This is a genomic window from Streptomyces sp. NPDC058284 (assembly GCF_042881135.1).
Taxonomy (GTDB): domain Bacteria; phylum Actinomycetota; class Actinomycetes; order Streptomycetales; family Streptomycetaceae; genus Streptomyces.
Window position 1 is genome coordinate 221187 of the sequence record NZ_JBHVYE010000011.1, and the last position, 16831, is coordinate 238017.

Consider the following 16831-nt stretch of genomic DNA (forward strand, 5'->3'; position numbering starts at 1 on the left):
CTTTGGTGTCAGCTGTCTGCGTGGGCGTGCCGCGGAGGGCAACGTGACTGCGCTGTCACAAGGGAGGCGTAGGACGGAGTCCGGTACGCGGCATGTCCGTCTCGCAGGTTATCGCCGTGGGCCGTGCCTCCCTAAATCGCAGGTCACATTTGGGCGGTGATGACGGTCACAGGTCGCGTGGTCACCGCGGCAAAATCCGCGGCAGCCGTGGTGACCGGGCGGTCTCTGTGGCGTCGGACACCTCTTGTTCGCTCCGGTTGCTCCCGCGATCAGGTGACCGTGTCCGGTATGGGCAGGGGGCGCTTCTCGATCGCCGCCGCCATCACCTCCGGGAAGAGGTCCGGGGTACAGGCGAAGGCGGGTGCGTCCAGCGCGGCCAGCGCCGCCGCGTGCTCGCGGTCGTAGGCCGGTGTCCCCTCGTCGGAGAGCGCGAGCAGCGTCACGAACTGCACTCCGGACGCCTTCATCGCCGCGACCCGCTTCAGCATCTCATCGCGGATGCCCCCTTCGTAGAGGTCGCTGATGAGGACGACGACGGTGTCGGCGGGCCGGGTGATCTGCGACTGGCAGTACGCGAGCGCCCGGTTGATGTCCGTGCCGCCGCCCAGCTGCGTACCGAAGAGGACGTCGACCGGGTCGTCGAGCTGGTCGGTCAGGTCGACGACGTTCGTGTCGAAGACGACGAGCCGGGTGTCGAGCGACCTCATGGACCCGAGCACGGCGCCGAACACGGAGGCGTAGACGACGGAGGCGGCCATCGACCCGGACTGGTCGATGCAGAGGATGACCTCCTTCTTCACCGACCTGGACGCCCGCCCGTACCCGATGAGCCGCTCGGGGACGATCGTCCGGTACTCCGGCAGGTAGTTCTTGAGGTTGACCGCGATCGTGCGGTTCCAGTCGATGTCGTGGTGGCGCGGCCTGCTGACGCGGGCGCTGCGGTCGAGCGCTCCGGTGAGGGCGGAACGGGTGCGGGTCGCGAGCCGCTTCTCCAGCTCCTCGACGACCTTGCGCACGACGGCACGCGCGGTCTCCTTGGTCGTCTCGGGCATCGCCTTGTTGAGCGAGAGCAACGTGCCCACCAGGTGCACGTCGGCCTCGACGGCCTCCAGCATCTCCGGTTCGAGGAGCAGCGCGGAGAGTCCGAGACGGTCGATCGCGTCGCGCTGCATCACCTGGACGACGGAGGAGGGGAAGTACGTCCGGATGTCCCCGAGCCAGCGCGCCACGGACGGCGCCGACGCCCCGAGCCCCGCCGAACGGTCCCGCCCCCGGCCGTCCTTCTCACCCGCCCCGCCGTACAGCGCGGTCAGCGCCCCGTCCATCGCCGCGTCCCGGCCACCGAGCGCGCACCCCGTCCCGTCAGCGCCGTCACCCCCCAGCACGAGCCGCCACCGCCGCAGCCGCTCCTCATTCACCTCAGCCATCACGCCACCCCCTCGAACTCATCCCCACGGCGACCGGCACGGCCACCGTCGCGACCGCGACGGGTACCGCCGCTGTCGGCACGGCCCCCTCCCGCCGCCTCTCCCTCCGCTTCCGCTTCCCCGTGCGGCACGACCGAGAGGCCGAGCAGCAGGTGCACGAGCGGCACGACGGCGTCCGCGCGCGTGGGGTCGAGCTCCGCGGCGTAGCCGGGTATGCCGCCGGCGCCGCTCGGCGCCGCCGCGTTCGCCGCCACCGGCCCGCGCCGCACCAGTTCCCCCAACGTCCGCCGCACTCCCGGCTCGTACGCCGAGAAGGTGCGCCGCAGCAACGGCAGTACGTCGGTGAAGGCGCCGTCCGACACCCCGCACAGCCAGTCGTCGACAAGGCCGAGCAGCCGCTCGTCGTGCACCAGCAGCATTCCGCCGCCGGTGCCGCCCCCGACGAACCCCTCGATCCAGGCGGCGCCTTCCGCGGGCGCGTTTCCCCGGGAGAGCGCGAGCCCCATGAGCCGGGCCACCTCCTCGTCCCCCAACTCCCCGCCGTCCAGGAGCAGCCGCACGCACCGCCCCCGAACGATCCCGGCGAGGCCCTCGCGTTGCGCCAGCACGCGCAACACGGAAACCCACCGGGCGCGCACACCGTCCCGAGCCGACGGTGCCGAAGCCGGTGGTGCCGAAGCCGGTGGCGCCAACTCCCCCAGCAGGCCCACCGCTTGGTGCACCGCGTCGACGTGCCCCCGCATCTCCAGAGCCGCGTCCGCGTCGAGCCCCGCGCACGCGGGCGGCAAGCCGACGAAGATGCGCTCGGCGAGGCCGAGGGCCACTTCGCCGAGAGCCTCCGTACCGGTCCCCCGGACGTCCCCGTACCTGAGGGACCGTACGAGCGCGGGCAGGGCCTGCGCGAGGTGCCCGACATCCGTGTCGAGCGCGGCCCGGTCCGCGAGGACCCGCATCACCACGGGCAACGCGTCCGGCAACTCCGCCAACAGGCACCGCTCGGCGAGCGCGGTGACCTCGGCGAGGGCCCGCGCCTCTACGGCGTCGGACGAGGCCTTGCCCGTGGCCGCGCCCAGAACCGTGGTCCCCCACACCCCGGCCTCCGCGACCCGCACGGACAGCTCCGGCTCCCACCGCAGCCGCCACGTCTCGCGGAACGTCCCCGTGCTCCCCCGGGACACCATCGGCTCGCCCCAGCCGATGCCGAGCAGCCGCAACCGGTGCAGCAGCCTGCTGCGCGCGGCGTCGTTCTCCTTGCGGAGGTCGAGCTCAAGCTCCCGCTCCAACGCCTCCGGCGCCAGGCGCAGCCTGCGCTGGAGCCGCGTCAGGTCCCGCTGCAACGGCACCGCGGGCGCCGCCTCCGGCACCTCCCCCAGCACGTCCCCGACGACGAGCTTGTCGTGCACGAGGCCGAGCGGCACGTCGGACCCCTCGCACATCACCGCCCGCACCGCGTCGGTCGTCTCGGTGAGCCCGGCCAGTGGCCTGCCCCGCATCGCGGCCAGCGTGTCGGCGAGCCGTACCGCTTCGATGACGTGCGCGGACGAGACGAGCCGGTCCTCGTCGCGCAGCAGCCCCGCGACCTTCGTCATCCAGCGTTCGAGGGGCCGGTCGGGTGCGCCGAACAGGTGGCCGTACCACCCGGGGGAGTCGATCCCCGCGCCGTACCCGCTGGCGCGGGAGAGCCTGCGGTGGGTCCAGGGCACCCACGTCATCTCGGCCTTCACCTTGGGAAGCCCCTTGAGCAGCGCCCGGTCGGCGGCCACGGTGGTCCTGCGGCGCAGCGCCGGGACGTGCCAGGCCCCGCACACCACGGCGACCCGCCCGGCGCCGAACTCCTTGCCCGCGGCCCGCACCTGGATCCGCATGTACGCCTCGCGCACCAGGTCACGGCCGTGCCCGCCGTCCCCGTAGGCCTCGCGCAGGGCTTCCATCGCCTCGCTCAGCGCCTCGAACGGAGCGAACGCGTCATCCCCTGTCCCCCGGTGCTCGACCACGTCCTCCCACCAGCGCTCGGGGTCGTCGTACCCCGCGGTCGCTGCGAGCACGGCGATGGGATCGATCCGCACATCACCCCCACCGCCCTCCTCCTCGCCCTCCTTTTCGACGCCCCTCCCCTCACCACCGCCATCGCCATCGCCATCGCCATCGCCCTCCTCCGCCTCCTCCTCCGCACGCAGGGCGAGCGAGTGCGCCGCCGGGAGGTCGATGAAGCGCACCGGCACCCCCTGCGCGAGCGCCCACCGGATGGCGACCCATTCCGGGGAGAACTCCGCGAGCGGCCAGAACGCGGAACGGCCAGGCTCGCCCACCACGTGCGCGAGCAGCGCGACGGGCGGCCGCATCCCCTCGTCGGCGGCGAGCCCCACCAGTCCGTCGGCCTCCGGGGGCCCCTCCACGAGGACGACGTCCGGCCGTGCCTCCTCCAGCGCGGCCCGCACCGCGCGCGCGGAGCCCGGCCCGTGGTGCCGCACCCCGAGCAGCAGCGGTTCCCGCGACCCCGCGTTGGTCATGCGCTCACCTCGCGGCACGCGCGGTAGAAGTCCTTCCAGCCGTCGCGTTCCCGCACGACCGCTTCCAGGTACTCCTGCCAGATCACCCGGTCCGCCGCGGGATCGCGCACGACGGCGCCGAGGATGCCGGCCGCCACGTCACCGGCGCGCAGCACGCCGTCTCCGAAGTGGGTCGACAGCGCGAGCCCGTTGGTGACGACGGAGATGGCCTCGGCGGTGGACAGCGTGCCGCTGGGCGACTTCAGCTTCGTACGCCCGTCCGCCGTGACACCGTCGCGCAGTTCGCGGAAGACGGTGACGACGCGGCGTATCTCGTCGATGCCCTCCGGGCCGGTCGGCAGGTCGAGGGAGCGGCCGATCTGGTCGACCCGGCGCGCGACGATGTCGACCTCGGCGTCCGCGCTCTCCGGCAGCGGCAGGACGACGGTGTTGAAGCGGCGGCGCAGGGCGCTCGACAGGTCGTTGACACCGCGGTCGCGGTCGTTGGCGGTGGCGATGAGGTTGAAGCCGCGGACGGCCTGGACCTCCTGGCCGAGCTCCGGGATCGGCAGCGTCTTCTCCGACAGGATCGTGATCAGCGTGTCCTGCACGTCGGCCGGGATGCGGGTCAGTTCCTCGACGCGCGCCGTCATGCCCTCGGCCATCGCCCGCATGACGGGGCTGGGCACGAGCGCGTCGCGGCTGGGGCCGTGCGCGAGCAGCTGGGCGTAGTTCCAGCCGTACCGGATCGCTTCCTCCGGTGTGCCCGCCGTGCCCTGCACGAGCAGCGTCGAGTCGCCGCTGACGGCGGCGGCGAGGTGCTCGGACACCCATGTCTTGGCGGTGCCTGGCACGCCGAGCAGCAGCAGGGCGCGGTCGGTGGCGAGCGTGGTGACGGCGACCTCGACGAGGCGGCGCGGGCCCACGTACTTCGGCGTGATCACTGTGCCGTCCGGCAGGGTGCCGCCGAGCAGGTACGTCGCGACGGCCCACGGCGAGAGCTTCCACCGCTGCGGCCTCGGCCGGTCGTCCTGCGCGGCGAGCGCGGCCAGTTCGGCGGCGAAGGCGTTCTCGGCGTGCGGCCGCAAGGCCTGCGCACCGTCGACGGAAACGGTCATGGAGCGATCCCCCTCCAGCTCGTCCGGGCGCATCTGGCCCGGATGTGTCTCCACCGTGCACCACGCCACTGACAATCGACCGCCGCACGGCTCTGACCTGCCCGGATACCGATGGCAAGGTCGATTGTCAGTGGCAGCGCCTACCTTCGAGACATGACTCAGCAGGGGGTGCGCTGGACGGCGGATCAGGTGCTGGCACTGGCTCCTGACGCTCCGTCACGCAAGGCGGGGAGCAAACTCGGCGTCGCCGGCCCATGGTCGGAGGCGGGCAGTACCGACGAGGGGACGGTGTGGGGGCTGTGCAAGGGCAGTGGCAGCAAGCCGTATCAGACGGTCGTCGACCTGGCGGACGCGACGGGCCCGGCGTACAAATGCAGTTGTCCGAGCCGCAAGTTCCCGTGCAAGCACGCGCTGGGACTGCTGCTGATCTGGGCGGGGGCGGACGGCACGGTTCCGGAGAACGCCGAACCGCCGGCCTGGGCCGGGGAATGGCTGGCCGCACGCCGTAAGAGAGCGGAGGCCGACCGGAGTTCCGCCCCGGCGCCCACCGCCCCCGCCGACCCGGAGGCGGCACGCAGAAGGGCGGAGAAGCGAGCCGCACGGATCACCGCGGGCGTGACGGAGCTGGAGCAGCGCCTGTCCGACCTGCTCCGCGGCGGCACCGCGTCGGCGGAGCAGGCGGGGTACGGACTGTGGGAGGAGACAGCGGCCCGCATGGTCGACGCCCAGGCCCCGGGGCTGGCGGCGCGGGTAAGGGAGTTGGGGGCCATACCGTCGTCCGGTCCTGGCTGGCCGGTGCGTCTCCTGGAGGAGTGCGCGCTGCTCCACCTCCTCGACCAGGGCTGGCTCCACCGCGACCGGCTGCCGGCCGAGCTGGCCGCGACGGTCCGTTCCCGTGTGGGCCTGCCCGCCCGGCCGGAGGGCCCACCGGTGCGGGACCGCTGGCTGGTCCTCGCGCAGTACGACACGGCGGACAGCAGACTCACCACTCGCCGCATCTGGCTGTACGGCACGGAATCCGGCCGCACCGCGCTCCTCCTCTCCTACGGGGCGGCGGGCCGCGCGCCCGACCTCGCCCTCCCCGTCGGCCTCGCGCTCGACGCCGAGGTGACCGGCTATCCGGGCGCGGGGCAACTCCGCGCGGACCTGGGCGAACAGTTCACGGCGCCGGCGCCCACCCCGCACCGCCCACCGGGCGTACGGACGGACGAGGCAGCCGCCAGGTACGGCGAGGCATTGCGCGGGGACCCGTGGCTGGACTCGTGGCCGGTCACGCTCTCCGAGGTGATACCGACCCAGGCCGAGGGGTCCTGGCAACTGGCGGACGCCGGAGGCGGCTCGGCGCTGCCGCTGACGCCGTCCGCCCTGTCGAGGCCGGGCCTGTGGCGCCTGGTAGCCGTCTCCGGAGGCGCACCGCTGACCGTGTTCGGCGAGTGCGGTCACCAGGGCTTCACCCCGTTGGCGGCCTGGCCGAAGGAGTCGGAAGGGACGGTGTCGCTGTGCTGAGGGCCTGCCTTTGACCCCCGCCTGCGCCCCGGCGCAGGCACGCTCTCGCCCAGGGCAGACCCTCCTGCCACACGAAGCCCCAGGACAGGCAACTCTGAGGAACGCACCCCAGGAGACAGACGGACATGACCACCACACCCGCCGCCCCCGCCCCCCGCCCGTCATGGGACGACCTGGTGACAACGGCGCTGCTGGGCACCGACCGGCGCGCCCTTCCGGCCGCACTGCACCCGCCCGGCAAGGAGGCGCCGATCGCCCTCCTGGACGCGGCGGCGGTGCAGACGGTGCGCCGCAGGGCCGGACTGCGCCCGGCTCCGGCCGCCGCCCCGCCCGAACCGGTGGCGGACGACCCGAGGCCACCGGTGCCGTCCGCCGCAAGGCGCAGGCTGGCGACGCTCCTCACCGACCAGCCCGGAACCGGCAGCGGCGGCCGCCGGGGCGCGGCGCCGGACCTGATGGAGCTCCTCCCCCAGTGGCTGGCCCTGGCCAACTCCCGGGGATACGGCGCGCCGCCCGAACTGCTGCCCGCCCTCCTGAACGCGGCACGCGGTCGCACGGACCTCCGCCCCCAGGCCCTCACCTTCGCCGGCCCGCGAGCCCTGTGGCTGGCCCGCCTGAACTCCGACTGGAAGTTCGCACTCCGTGCGACCCCCGGCGGCGGCGTGACGCTCCCCTCCGCCGACGACGAGCTCGAAATCCGCCGGCTCTGGGAGGAGGGCCTCTTCGCCGAGCGCGTCGCCCTCCTCACGGCGCTGCGCGCCCACGACGCCCGTACCGCCCGTGACCTGCTCACCTCCACCTGGTCGACGGAGCGGGCGGAGGACCGTCTGATGTTCCTGGACTCGCTGCGCACCGGCCTGTCGGCGGAGGACGAGCCGTTCCTGGAGCAGGCCCTCACCGACCGCAGTCGCAACGTCCGCTCCACCGCGGCGGAGCTGCTCTCCGCGCTCCCCGGCTCCGCCCTGGCCGGCCGGATGTCCGCACGCGCGGCCTCCTGCGTGGCCCTCGACCACACATCGGACACGCCGACGCTCACCGTCGAGGCCCCGCACGAGTGCGACGCGGGCATGGAGCGGGACGGCGTCACGCCGAAACCCCCCACCGGCCGCGGCGAACGCTCCTGGTGGCTCGGTCAGTTGGTCGACGCGGCCCCGCTCGCCACCTGGCAGCCCCGGCTCGGCAACCGCACGCCCGCCGAGATCGTGGCACTCCCGGTGGCGGACGACTGGCGGAGCGAACTGCACGCGGCATGGTGCCGTGCGGCGGTACGGCAACGGGACGCGGTCTGGTCCAGAGCGCTGCTCGGCGCCCCCGCGTCTCCCGACGCGGCGGGACCGGGCGCCGTGTCGCTCGCGGAACGCGCCAAACTGCTCGCCTCGCTGCCCGCCGCCGAACGGGCCGACTGGGTGGCCGGCTTCATCGCGGCGCACGGCCTGTCCGAGGCGTTCCAGCTGCTCGGCGTCTGCGCGGTGCCGTGGGCCGGACCACTGGGCCGCGCCGTGGTGGACGCCTTGAACATCGCGCGCGACGCGGGCAGTTACCCCTGGAGCTTCAGCGGAGTGATGGGCCTCGCCGAACGCTGCCTGGACCCGGCGGAGGCGGTCCGCCTGGAAGCGCTGACGGCCGTCCCCGACGAGCCGGAGGACGCGTCACCCGGCGCGGGAAGCTACTGGTCCGAAGCGTTCCAGCGCCTGGTGACCACGCTCCGCCTCCGCGCGGCGATCCACGACGAACTCACCCCCCGACACGAGGCCCCCTAGGGCCTGTCTTTCGGATCTGTCCGGGTCGGCGCTCCGGTCTGCATCATCTTGGGGCGGCCTGCTGCGACTCCACCGCTCCCCCCGGCACCAGGACAGCAAGGGTGCTGCGCGCTTCACGCCGCAGCGTGCCACGCCGCGCAAAGGTCGCAGTCAGGGCGAGGATCGAGACCGTGCCCCCGTAGAACACGGCAGCAATCGTGGAGAGGAGCCCGACCGTCATCGGGCACGCACCTTTCTTCCCCCGCTCGGCCCGCCCGGCTCACAGCCTTGACGGGCGTTGATGCGTTTCCTCTCCACCATACGCGCGACGTCAACTCCCCCTGCGGGCAGGCTACCTGGCCTACCCGGCGAACCTTCGAGGTCACGGCCCTGGCCGACCGGCAAAAGCAGACCCCACCGGCCCGCAGCCGGAGAACGGCCCCCGGGGCCAGCAGGTGCACCCCCACCGGCTCGCAGCCGCGAAACCGGCCGAAGGGGACGTGGGGGTATGTGCGAACGGAGCACCGAGCACGCTATAGCCCCATTGTTCGTGCAGCGTGACGCAGGGATAGCGAGTACGCACATACCCCCGCGGCCCCGCCCCACAGACGAGCCACAGGCGCAGACCCCAGCCCAAACGAACCCGCCCACGCCGCCGCGAGGCCCCGCCTCGGCCGACCCCAAAGCGCCCCCGCCCAATCAAGCGCAGCCGCCTACGCCCCCGCAGCCTGCCGCACATTCCCCCGGACCCACTCCACGATCGACGTGGTCGTGGCCCCCGGCGTGAAGATCTCCGCGACACCCTTCTCCTTCAAGGGCGCGATGTCCGCCTCCGGGATGATGCCGCCGCCGAAGACCTTGATGTCCTCCGCGTCCCGCTCCTTCAAGAGCTCCAGCACCCGCGCGAACAGGGTGTTGTGCGCACCGGAGAGGATGGAGAGACCGATCGCGTCGGCGTCCTCCTGGATCGCGGTGTCCACCACCTGCTCGGGCGTCTGGTGCAGCCCGGTGTAGATGACCTCCATACCGGCGTCACGCAACGCCCGCGCGATCACCTTGGCCCCGCGATCGTGCCCGTCGAGCCCCGGCTTGGCGACCACCACGCGGATCGGCCCGGCTGCCACACCCATCACTGCCTCCATGTACCGATGTCCGTACCGTCGACCGACAACAGCCGGTCCCGGTACAGATACCCCGCACCGCACCGGCCGGGGAAGTGAACGAACGTTATCTACAGCATCGCTCAAGCGGCAGTTTCACGGTGTGGAGCGAGGGGGAAATCACACGTTGGGACACGTTCGCTGCGCGCCCGCCCGTTGCCCAGGGGCTCACACTCCGCTTCGGGCCAGGCGCGAGGGGAGCCACATCGAGATCGCCGGACCACCGCGCCGGCAGCCGCACGGCGTGGTGACACCGCACGTCGGCGGGGCAACGGGGGCACGGGGCACGACTCCGCGGAGCCCGGATCGCCGACGCTCAGCCGACTCCTCGACCGCGACTCCCCCTAGGGCACACGGGGGACAGAGCCGTCCTTCCGTGCGCCAATCGGGAGGTCGACGATGCCGGTCACAGGGGCCCGCCCCTTTCGCCCACTCACCACCCTGCTGCCGAAACTCCTCGGCCTCGGCCCACCCTCCACACACCCATCCCCCACACGTCCACCCTCCACACGCCCATCCCCCGCACGCCCGTCCCCAGCGAACCCACCCTCCGCACACCCACGCCTCCTCCCCCTCGCGCTCCCCCTCCTCGCGCTCCCCCTCCTGGCACTCCGCCTCCCCGCCCTGCCGACGAAGGTCGCGGGCCTCTCCGTGGCCCTCCTCAAAGCGACGGCTCTGGAGCTGACGATCCTCACGGGCCACCTCCTCCTCTACCCCTCGGGCATCACCCAGGAGCGCAGGGCCGCGCCCGTCCAGCCGCCCCCGGACGCTCCGCGCCTCCCGCCGAACGGCAGGCCGCCGGTCCTTCTCCTGCACGGTTTCATCGACAACCGCTCCGTCTTCGTCCTGCTCCGCCGCGCCCTGTCACAACACGGTGGCCGCCGTGTGGAGTCCCTCAACTACTCGCCGCTGACCTGCGACATCCGCGTCGCCGCCGAGCTGCTCGGCCGGCACATCGAGGAGATCTGCGAGCGCACGGGCCACGCCCGGATCGACGTCGTCGGGCACAGCCTCGGCGGCCTGATCGCCCGCTACTACGCGCAACGGCTCGGCGGGGACGCACGGATCCGCACCCTGGTCACGCTGGGGACACCGCACTCCGGCACCCGCGTCATGCCGCTCGCCGACGCGCACCCGATCGTCCGCCAGATGCGACCGGGCTCCGACGTGATCGAGGAGCTGAGGGAACCGGCGCCCGGCTGTCGCACGCAGTTCGTCAGCTTCTGGAGCGATCTGGACCAGATCATGGATCCGCTGAAATCAGCCTGCGTCGACCACCCCGACCTGACCGCGCAGAACGTCCGGGTAACCGGAATCGGCCATCTCGCACTGCCGGTGCATCCGGCGGTCGCGACCGGCATACGCCAGGCGCTCGACCTGGCGAACCCGGGAGCCGATGCCCGGAGCGCACCGGGCGGGCTGACGGTCGCCTGACCCGCGGAAACATCGAACGCGGATCGAACGCAGGGCCAAGGCTGCGCCCGCAGTCCCCCGAAAGACGGCCGAATGCCCGTTTCCTGAAACCATGAAACCTGCCGAAGATTGTCGTGTCCGTATACCGCCGGGTACAGTCACCGCACTGCTCTGCCCCTGCTGCCGAGGCGAAAGAGAAGTTGGTGAACGACCGTCACCCGTCGGGGAGCTCGACTCCCCCGTCCTCGGCTCCCGGCGCCGACTACGCGCACTACGCGCCGTACGACCAACAGAGCGCCCAGCACGGCGGCTACGACTCGTACTCCACCGGCGCCTACGACACCGGCACGCTCGACACCGGCACTTTTGACACCGGCACCTTCGCGACCGACCCCCTTTTCGGCGACCTGCCGGGCGGCCGGCAGGACACGGGTCAGTGGGCGACCACCACCGGCCCGCAACAGACGCTCACCCACGACGCGTACGCCGCGCAGTACTACGCCGCCACGTACGACGGCGGCGGTCATGGCACGGGCGGTTTCGACACCGGCAGCTACGAAACCGGCAGCTGCGAAACCGGCAGTTTCGACACCGGCAGTTTCGACACCGCCTCGATGTGGGCGACCGGCGGCCATCGGCAGCTCGTCGACATTCCTTCGCAGCCGGGCCCCGAACCGGTCGGCCAGTGGGACACCGCCGCCTGGGACCAGGGTCCGGGGGCCGGCCAGTGGGACACGCAGACCTTCGACACGGGCGCGTACGACGCGACGACGTGGAACTCGGCGGACGAAGCGCAGGACATGGACCCGTCGTCCGAATCCACGCACCCCGAGGACGACCCCGAGACCGACCCCAACGCCCGGAGCGCCTCCCCCGACGCGGCCGAGGAGCCCCGGACCCCCGGCCGCCGCGCCTCCCGAGGCAAGGGCAGCGGCACCCCTGGCGCAAACGGAAGCGGAACCGGAAGCGGCTCACGCACCCGCCGCCGCTCCCCCGCCAAGCGCTCCGCACTCCTCACGGTCGCGGTGCCCTCGGCCTGCGTGATGGGCGTGGCCGGCGTGGCCGCCGCCTCCGTCGGCAACTTCGGCGGGGACGAGACCAAGGACACGACGGCGTCGGCCCCGGACCCCACGTCCGTGCAGCCCTCCGCCGCCAACAACAAGCTGGACACCCAGCTGGCGAACCTCTCGGCGGACGCGGGCGACTTCGCGGACCGCGCGAGCCGCACCCAGGAACGCATCGACCTCAAGGCGCAGAAGGTCGCCGCCCAGAAGAAGGCGGCCGCCGAGGCGGCGCGCAAGGAGCGGTTGCGACCCAAGTTCGTCCTGCCGGTGAAGCAGCACGGCCTGAGCGCGTACTACGGACAGGCGGGCGTCAACTGGATGTCCGCGCACTCCGGCATCGACTTCCCGGTGTCGTACGGCACGGAGGTCCTGGCCGCGACCGACGGCACCGTCTCCACGAAGTGGAACAGCGCCTACGGCAACATGGCGATCGTGACCGCCAAGGACGGCACGGAGACGTGGTACTGCCACCTCTCCACGCACAAGATCTCCAGCGGCCCCGTGAAGGCGGGCGAGCCCATCGCCTTCTCCGGGAACTCCGGCAACTCCACAGGACCGCACCTGCACTTCGAGGTGCGGCCCGGCGGCGGCTCGGCGATCGACCCGCTGCCGTGGCTGCGCAGCCACGGCCTCGACCCGACGTAAGAGCCCGCCCGACAGACCCGCAAGAGCCTGCCCGGCAGACCTCAGAGCCTGTCTCTGAACCGCCCTGCTACAGCTTCTCCACCGGCGCGTACCGCAGCAGCAGACGCTTCGGCTTGGGCTCTCCGAAGTCCACCGTCGCCTCGGCGTTCGCCCCCGTGCCCTTCACTCCGACCACCGTGCCGAGGCCGAACTGGTCGTGCGTGACACGGTCGCCGACGGCCAGCGCGACGACCGGCTTCTCCGAGGCACGGCGCGTGGCGAAGCCCTGTGCGCCCCCGGAACGCGAGCGCGAGGACGACAGCGTCGAGGCGATGCCCCCGGCCGGGCCCGAACCACCGGAGCCGGACGACGCCAGTGCGCCGACGGAACCCGTCCGCTTCCAGTCCAGATGGGCGTCCGGGATCTCTTCGAGGAAGCGCGACGGCGGGTTGTACGACGGCTGGCCCCAGGCGCTGCGCATGGACGACCGGGTCAGGTAGAGCCGTTCACGCGCGCGCGTGATGCCCACGTAGGCGAGGCGGCGCTCCTCCTCCAACTCCTTGACCTGGCCGAGGGCGCGCATGTGCGGGAACACGCCGTCCTCCATGCCGGTCAGGAACACGACGGGGAATTCGAGGCCCTTGGCGGTGTGCAGGGTCATCAGCGTGATGACTCCGGAGCCGTCGTCCTCCTCGTCGGGGATCTGGTCGGAGTCGGCGACCAGGGCGACACGCTCCAGGAAGTCGGAGAGCGTGCCGGCCGGGGCCGCGGCTCCCTCGTCACCCTCCGCCCGGCTGTTCTCCTGCTCGAACTCCAGGGCCACGGCGGCGAGTTCCTGGAGGTTCTCGATGCGCGTCTCGTCCTGCGGGTCGGTGGAGGCCTGCAGTTCGGCGAGGTACCCGGTGCGTTCGAGGACGGCTTCCAGGACGACGGCCGGGCCCGCGCCGGACTCGACGACGGTCCGCAGCTCCTCCATGAGCGTGTTGAACCGCTTGACGGCGTTGGCCGAGCGGGCCGCCATTCCGTACGCCTCGTCGACGCGGCGCAGGGCCTGCGGGAAGGAGATCTTCTCGCGCTGCGAGAGCGCGTCAATCATCGCTTCCGCACGGTCGCCGATGCCCCTCTTCGGTACATTTAGGATACGGCGCAGCGGGACCGCGTCCTCGGGGTTGGCGAGAACGCGCAGGTAGGCAAGGACATCGCGGACCTCCTTGCGCTCGTAGAAGCGGACTCCGCCGACGACCTTGTAGGGCAGGCCGACGCGGATGAAGATCTCTTCGAAGACACGGGACTGCGCGTTCGTCCGGTAGAAGATCGCCACGTCGCCGGCCTTGGCGTCGCCCGCGTCGGTGAGACGGTCGATCTCGTCGGCGACGAACTGTGCCTCGTCGTGCTCGGTGTCGGCGACGTATCCGGTGATGCGCGCGCCCGCGCCCTGGTTGGTCCACAGGTTCTTCGGGCGGCGGCTTTCGTTGCGCTCGATGACCGCGTTCGCGGCCGTCAGGATCGTCTGCGTGGAGCGGTAGTTCTGCTCGAGGAGGATCGTCGTCGCGTCGGTGTAGTCCTCCTCGAACTGGAGGATGTTGCGGATGGTGGCGCCGCGGAAGGCGTAGATGGACTGGTCCGCGTCGCCCACCACGCACAGCTCGGCGGGGTCGTCGCCCTCGCCTCCGGAGGGGCCGACCAGCTCGCGCACGAGTGCGTACTGCGCGTGGTTGGTGTCCTGGTACTCGTCGACCATGACGTGCCGGAAGCGGCGCCTGTAGTGCTCGGCGACGTCCGGGAAGGCGCGCAGCAGGTGGACCGTCGTCATGATCAGGTCGTCGAAGTCCAGCGCGTTCGCCTCGCGGAGGCGTGACTGGTACATCGCGTAGGCCTGGGCGAGGGTCTTCTCGAAGCCGTCGGCCGCCCGGCCCGCGAAGTCCTCCTCGTCGATCAACTCGTTCTTGAGGTTCGAGATCTTGGCGCTGAAGGACTTCGGCGGGAACTTCTTCGGGTCGAGGTCGAGGTCGCGGCAGACCAGGGCCATCAGCCGCTTCGAGTCCGCGGCGTCGTAGATCGAGAAGGAGGACGTGAAGCCCAGCTTCTTGTACTCGCGGCGCAGGATGCGGACGCAGGCGCTGTGGAAGGTCGACACCCACATCGCGTTCGCCCGCGGGCCCACGAGCTGCTCGACGCGTTCCTTCATCTCGCCCGCGGCCTTGTTCGTGAAGGTGATCGCGAGGATCTGGCCGGGGTGCACACCGCGCTCGGCGAGCAGGTACGCGATGCGGTGGGTCAGTACGCGGGTCTTGCCGGAACCGGCACCGGCGACGATGAGCAGCGGGGATCCTGCGTGCACGACGGCCGCGCGCTGGTTCTCGTTCAGCCCGTCGAGGAGCGTCGCCGGGTCGATGACCGGGCGCGGGGCGCCGTCGCGGTAGTGCGCGTCCCGGGTCATGGGCGCGTCGAACTTCCCGTCGAACAGATCGTCCGGAATGGGCTCCGGGGCGCTGTCCTCGGGGGGCGGCGGGGGCGCTTCGTCCGCGGCCCGGGAAGGCTGCAGGTCCGCCAGGAAGCTGTCGTCAAAGAGGCTGCTCATCGCCTACCGAGTCTAGGCGGCCCCACTGACAACCCGCTGCGGGTTCCGGTCACCTCACACCTCACCTACCCCCCGCCTCCGGACGGTCACGCTCCGCATGCGCTTCGCATCTGTACAGCATGACCGCGTCAAGGCCGTGAAAAGTCACGAAAATGTATCGGGCATATCGAACATCAACCTTCACAGCGGCCACACGAGTTGGCTAGCGTGCTGCCCGGGCCGCTCGTCCCCCCACCGGCGAACCCGCCGGGAACGGGTGGCCTCCGCCGAGTCCGACCCGTTCGGAGCCGGGGACCCACCGAAAACTTGGGGTGAATCGGTCCCGTACGCAGTACGGGACCGTAGGGCAACCTTCCGTACCATCCGCCCGAACCCGACAGCTAACCCGGTAGGCGGTCTACGGAAGGAGTCGCCTCCCTTGGCGTCACACCGCAAGCCGCGGACCCGCTCGACCGGCCTACGCACAGCCCCCGCCCTCGGCATCACGACGGCGGCCCTCACCTCCGTCGCCCTCCTGTCGCAGAGCGCTCAGGCAGCGCCCTCCCCGCCGGCGAAGCCCACCCTCGAAGAGGTCCAGAAGAAGGTCGACGAGCTCTACCAGCAGGCCGGTGTGGCCACCCAGAAGTACAACTCGGCCAAGGAACACACCGACAAGCAGCGCAAGCGGGTCGACCGCCTGCTCGACGACGTGGCCAGGCGCACCGACAGGCTGAACGATGCCCGCAAGGAGCTCGGCTCGTTCGCCGCCGCGCAGTACCGCACCGGCGCCGTCTCCGGGACGGCCACGATGATGCTCGCCGACGACCCGCAGGGCTACTTCGACCAGAACCACTTGGCGGACCGGCTGACCACGCGCCAGAAGAAGGCGGTCGACGACTACCAGACGCAGCAGGCGTCGGCGACCAGGCAGCGCGCGAAGGCCGCGAAGAGCCTCGAGACCCTGAGCGATGCGCGGGACGACCTGAAGACGAGCAAGCAGACCGTCCAGAAGAAGCTGGGCGACGCGCGCGAACTCCTGTCGAAGCTGACGGCGGAGGAGAAGGCGCGGCTCGCGGAGATCGAGCGGAAGAAGAAGCAGGAGGCCAAGCGCAAGGCCGAGAAGCTGGCGCGCCAGCAGGCGGCCGAGGCGGAGCGCAAGCGCAAGGCGGAGGCCGCCCAGCGGGAGAAGGAAAGCGAGGAGGGCCAGGGCTCCGGTTCCGGTTCGGACGCGGGCAGCGGCTCCGGCTCGGGTTCCGGTGCGGGCTCAGGCAGTACCGACGGCGGCTACGCCACCAAGGCCGCGAAAGTGATCGCCTTCGCGCAGGCCCAGATCGGCAAGCCGTACGTCTGGGGCGCCACCGGCCCGGACTCCTACGACTGCTCCGGACTCACCCAGGACGCGTGGAAGGCCGCCGGAATCTCCCTGCCGCGCACCACCTGGGACCAGGTGAAGGTCGGCACGACCGTGAAGACCGCCGACGCCAAACCCGGTGACCTGGTCTTCTTCTACGACGACATCAGCCACGTGGGGATCTACATCGGCAACGGCAAGATGATCCACGCCCCCAAGCCGGGCGCGAACGTCCGCGTCGAGTCGATCTACTACATGCCGATCCACAGCGTGGTGCGCCCCGCGTAACGGCGCCGGGCCGCCCCACGGCATCCCGCCCGACGGCACCCCTCGCAACGGAAAGCACCCGCTACGCGCGCGTGGCCCGCACCCTCCGGGGA

Annotated in this window: 11 protein-coding genes and 1 riboswitch; of the genes, 5 read left to right on the forward strand and 6 right to left on the reverse strand. The window is 71.7% G+C overall.

Annotated features, from left to right (window positions below; genetic code table 11):
• Window positions 1-269: 269 nt before the first annotated feature.
• The 3 genes from ACFVYR_RS18195 to ACFVYR_RS18205 are packed head-to-tail and all read right to left on the reverse strand — an operon-like array spanning window position 270 to window position 5034.
• Window positions 270-1427 (reverse strand): VWA domain-containing protein, encoded by a 1158-nt coding sequence (locus ACFVYR_RS18195; protein WP_384250249.1) that lies wholly within the window; start codon window positions 1425-1427, stop codon window positions 270-272.
• Window positions 1427-3937, reverse strand: a complete 2511-nt coding sequence (locus ACFVYR_RS18200; protein WP_384250252.1) for a DUF5682 family protein — start codon at window positions 3935-3937, stop codon at window positions 1427-1429. Before ACFVYR_RS18200 ends, ACFVYR_RS18195 begins: the two co-directional genes overlap by 1 nt.
• Window positions 3934-5034, reverse strand: a complete 1101-nt coding sequence (locus ACFVYR_RS18205; protein WP_384250255.1) for an AAA family ATPase — start codon at window positions 5032-5034, stop codon at window positions 3934-3936. The genes ACFVYR_RS18200 and ACFVYR_RS18205 overlap by 4 nt, the downstream gene beginning before the upstream one ends.
• A gap of 153 nt (window positions 5035-5187) precedes the next feature.
• On the opposite strand from ACFVYR_RS18205, the gene ACFVYR_RS18210 reads away from it, so the two are divergent.
• Both ACFVYR_RS18210 and ACFVYR_RS18215 read left to right on the forward strand, forming a co-directional pair.
• Window positions 5188-6540 (forward strand): SWIM zinc finger domain-containing protein, encoded by a 1353-nt coding sequence (locus ACFVYR_RS18210; protein ID WP_384250257.1) that lies wholly within the window; start codon window positions 5188-5190, stop codon window positions 6538-6540.
• 125 nt (window positions 6541-6665) lie between these two features.
• Window positions 6666-8300, forward strand: a complete 1635-nt coding sequence (locus ACFVYR_RS18215) for a DUF5691 domain-containing protein (protein WP_384250260.1) — start codon at window positions 6666-6668, stop codon at window positions 8298-8300.
• Window positions 8301-8343: 43 nt separating this feature from the next.
• Here the strand turns inward: ACFVYR_RS18215 and ACFVYR_RS18220 are convergent, their stop codons facing one another.
• A complete protein-coding gene (locus ACFVYR_RS18220; protein ID WP_384250262.1) occupies window positions 8344-8520 on the reverse strand; it encodes a hypothetical protein in 177 nt (58 codons plus the stop codon).
• 472 nt (window positions 8521-8992) lie between these two features.
• Window positions 8993-9409 (reverse strand): cobalamin B12-binding domain-containing protein, encoded by a 417-nt coding sequence (locus tag ACFVYR_RS18225; protein ID WP_384250266.1) that lies wholly within the window; start codon window positions 9407-9409, stop codon window positions 8993-8995.
• 681 nt (window positions 9410-10090) lie between these two features.
• Between ACFVYR_RS18225 and ACFVYR_RS18230 the strand changes: the two genes are divergently transcribed.
• Both ACFVYR_RS18230 and ACFVYR_RS18235 read left to right on the forward strand, forming a co-directional pair.
• A complete protein-coding gene (locus ACFVYR_RS18230; RefSeq protein WP_384250268.1) occupies window positions 10091-10873 on the forward strand; it encodes a lipase family alpha/beta hydrolase in 783 nt (260 codons plus the stop codon).
• A 182-nt stretch (window positions 10874-11055) separates the two neighbouring features.
• Window positions 11056-12561, forward strand: coding sequence for a peptidoglycan DD-metalloendopeptidase family protein (locus ACFVYR_RS18235; RefSeq protein WP_384250271.1), 1506 nt, complete (start codon window positions 11056-11058; stop codon window positions 12559-12561).
• A gap of 67 nt (window positions 12562-12628) precedes the next feature.
• On the opposite strand, the gene pcrA is transcribed toward ACFVYR_RS18235, so the two are convergent.
• The gene (pcrA, locus tag ACFVYR_RS18240; protein ID WP_384250274.1) at window positions 12629-15121 is read right to left on the reverse strand and encodes a DNA helicase PcrA; all 2493 of its coding nucleotides are present in this window, start codon (window positions 15119-15121) and stop codon (window positions 12629-12631) included.
• 254 nt (window positions 15122-15375) lie between these two features.
• Window positions 15376-15532, forward strand: a riboswitch (cyclic di-AMP (ydaO/yuaA leader).
• A gap of 7 nt (window positions 15533-15539) precedes the next feature.
• Between pcrA and ACFVYR_RS18245 the strand changes: the two genes are divergently transcribed.
• On the forward strand, window positions 15540-16739 hold the full coding sequence (locus ACFVYR_RS18245) for an NlpC/P60 family protein (protein ID WP_384250276.1): 1200 nt from the start codon (window positions 15540-15542) through the stop codon (window positions 16737-16739).
• Window positions 16740-16831: the final 92 nt, after the last annotated feature.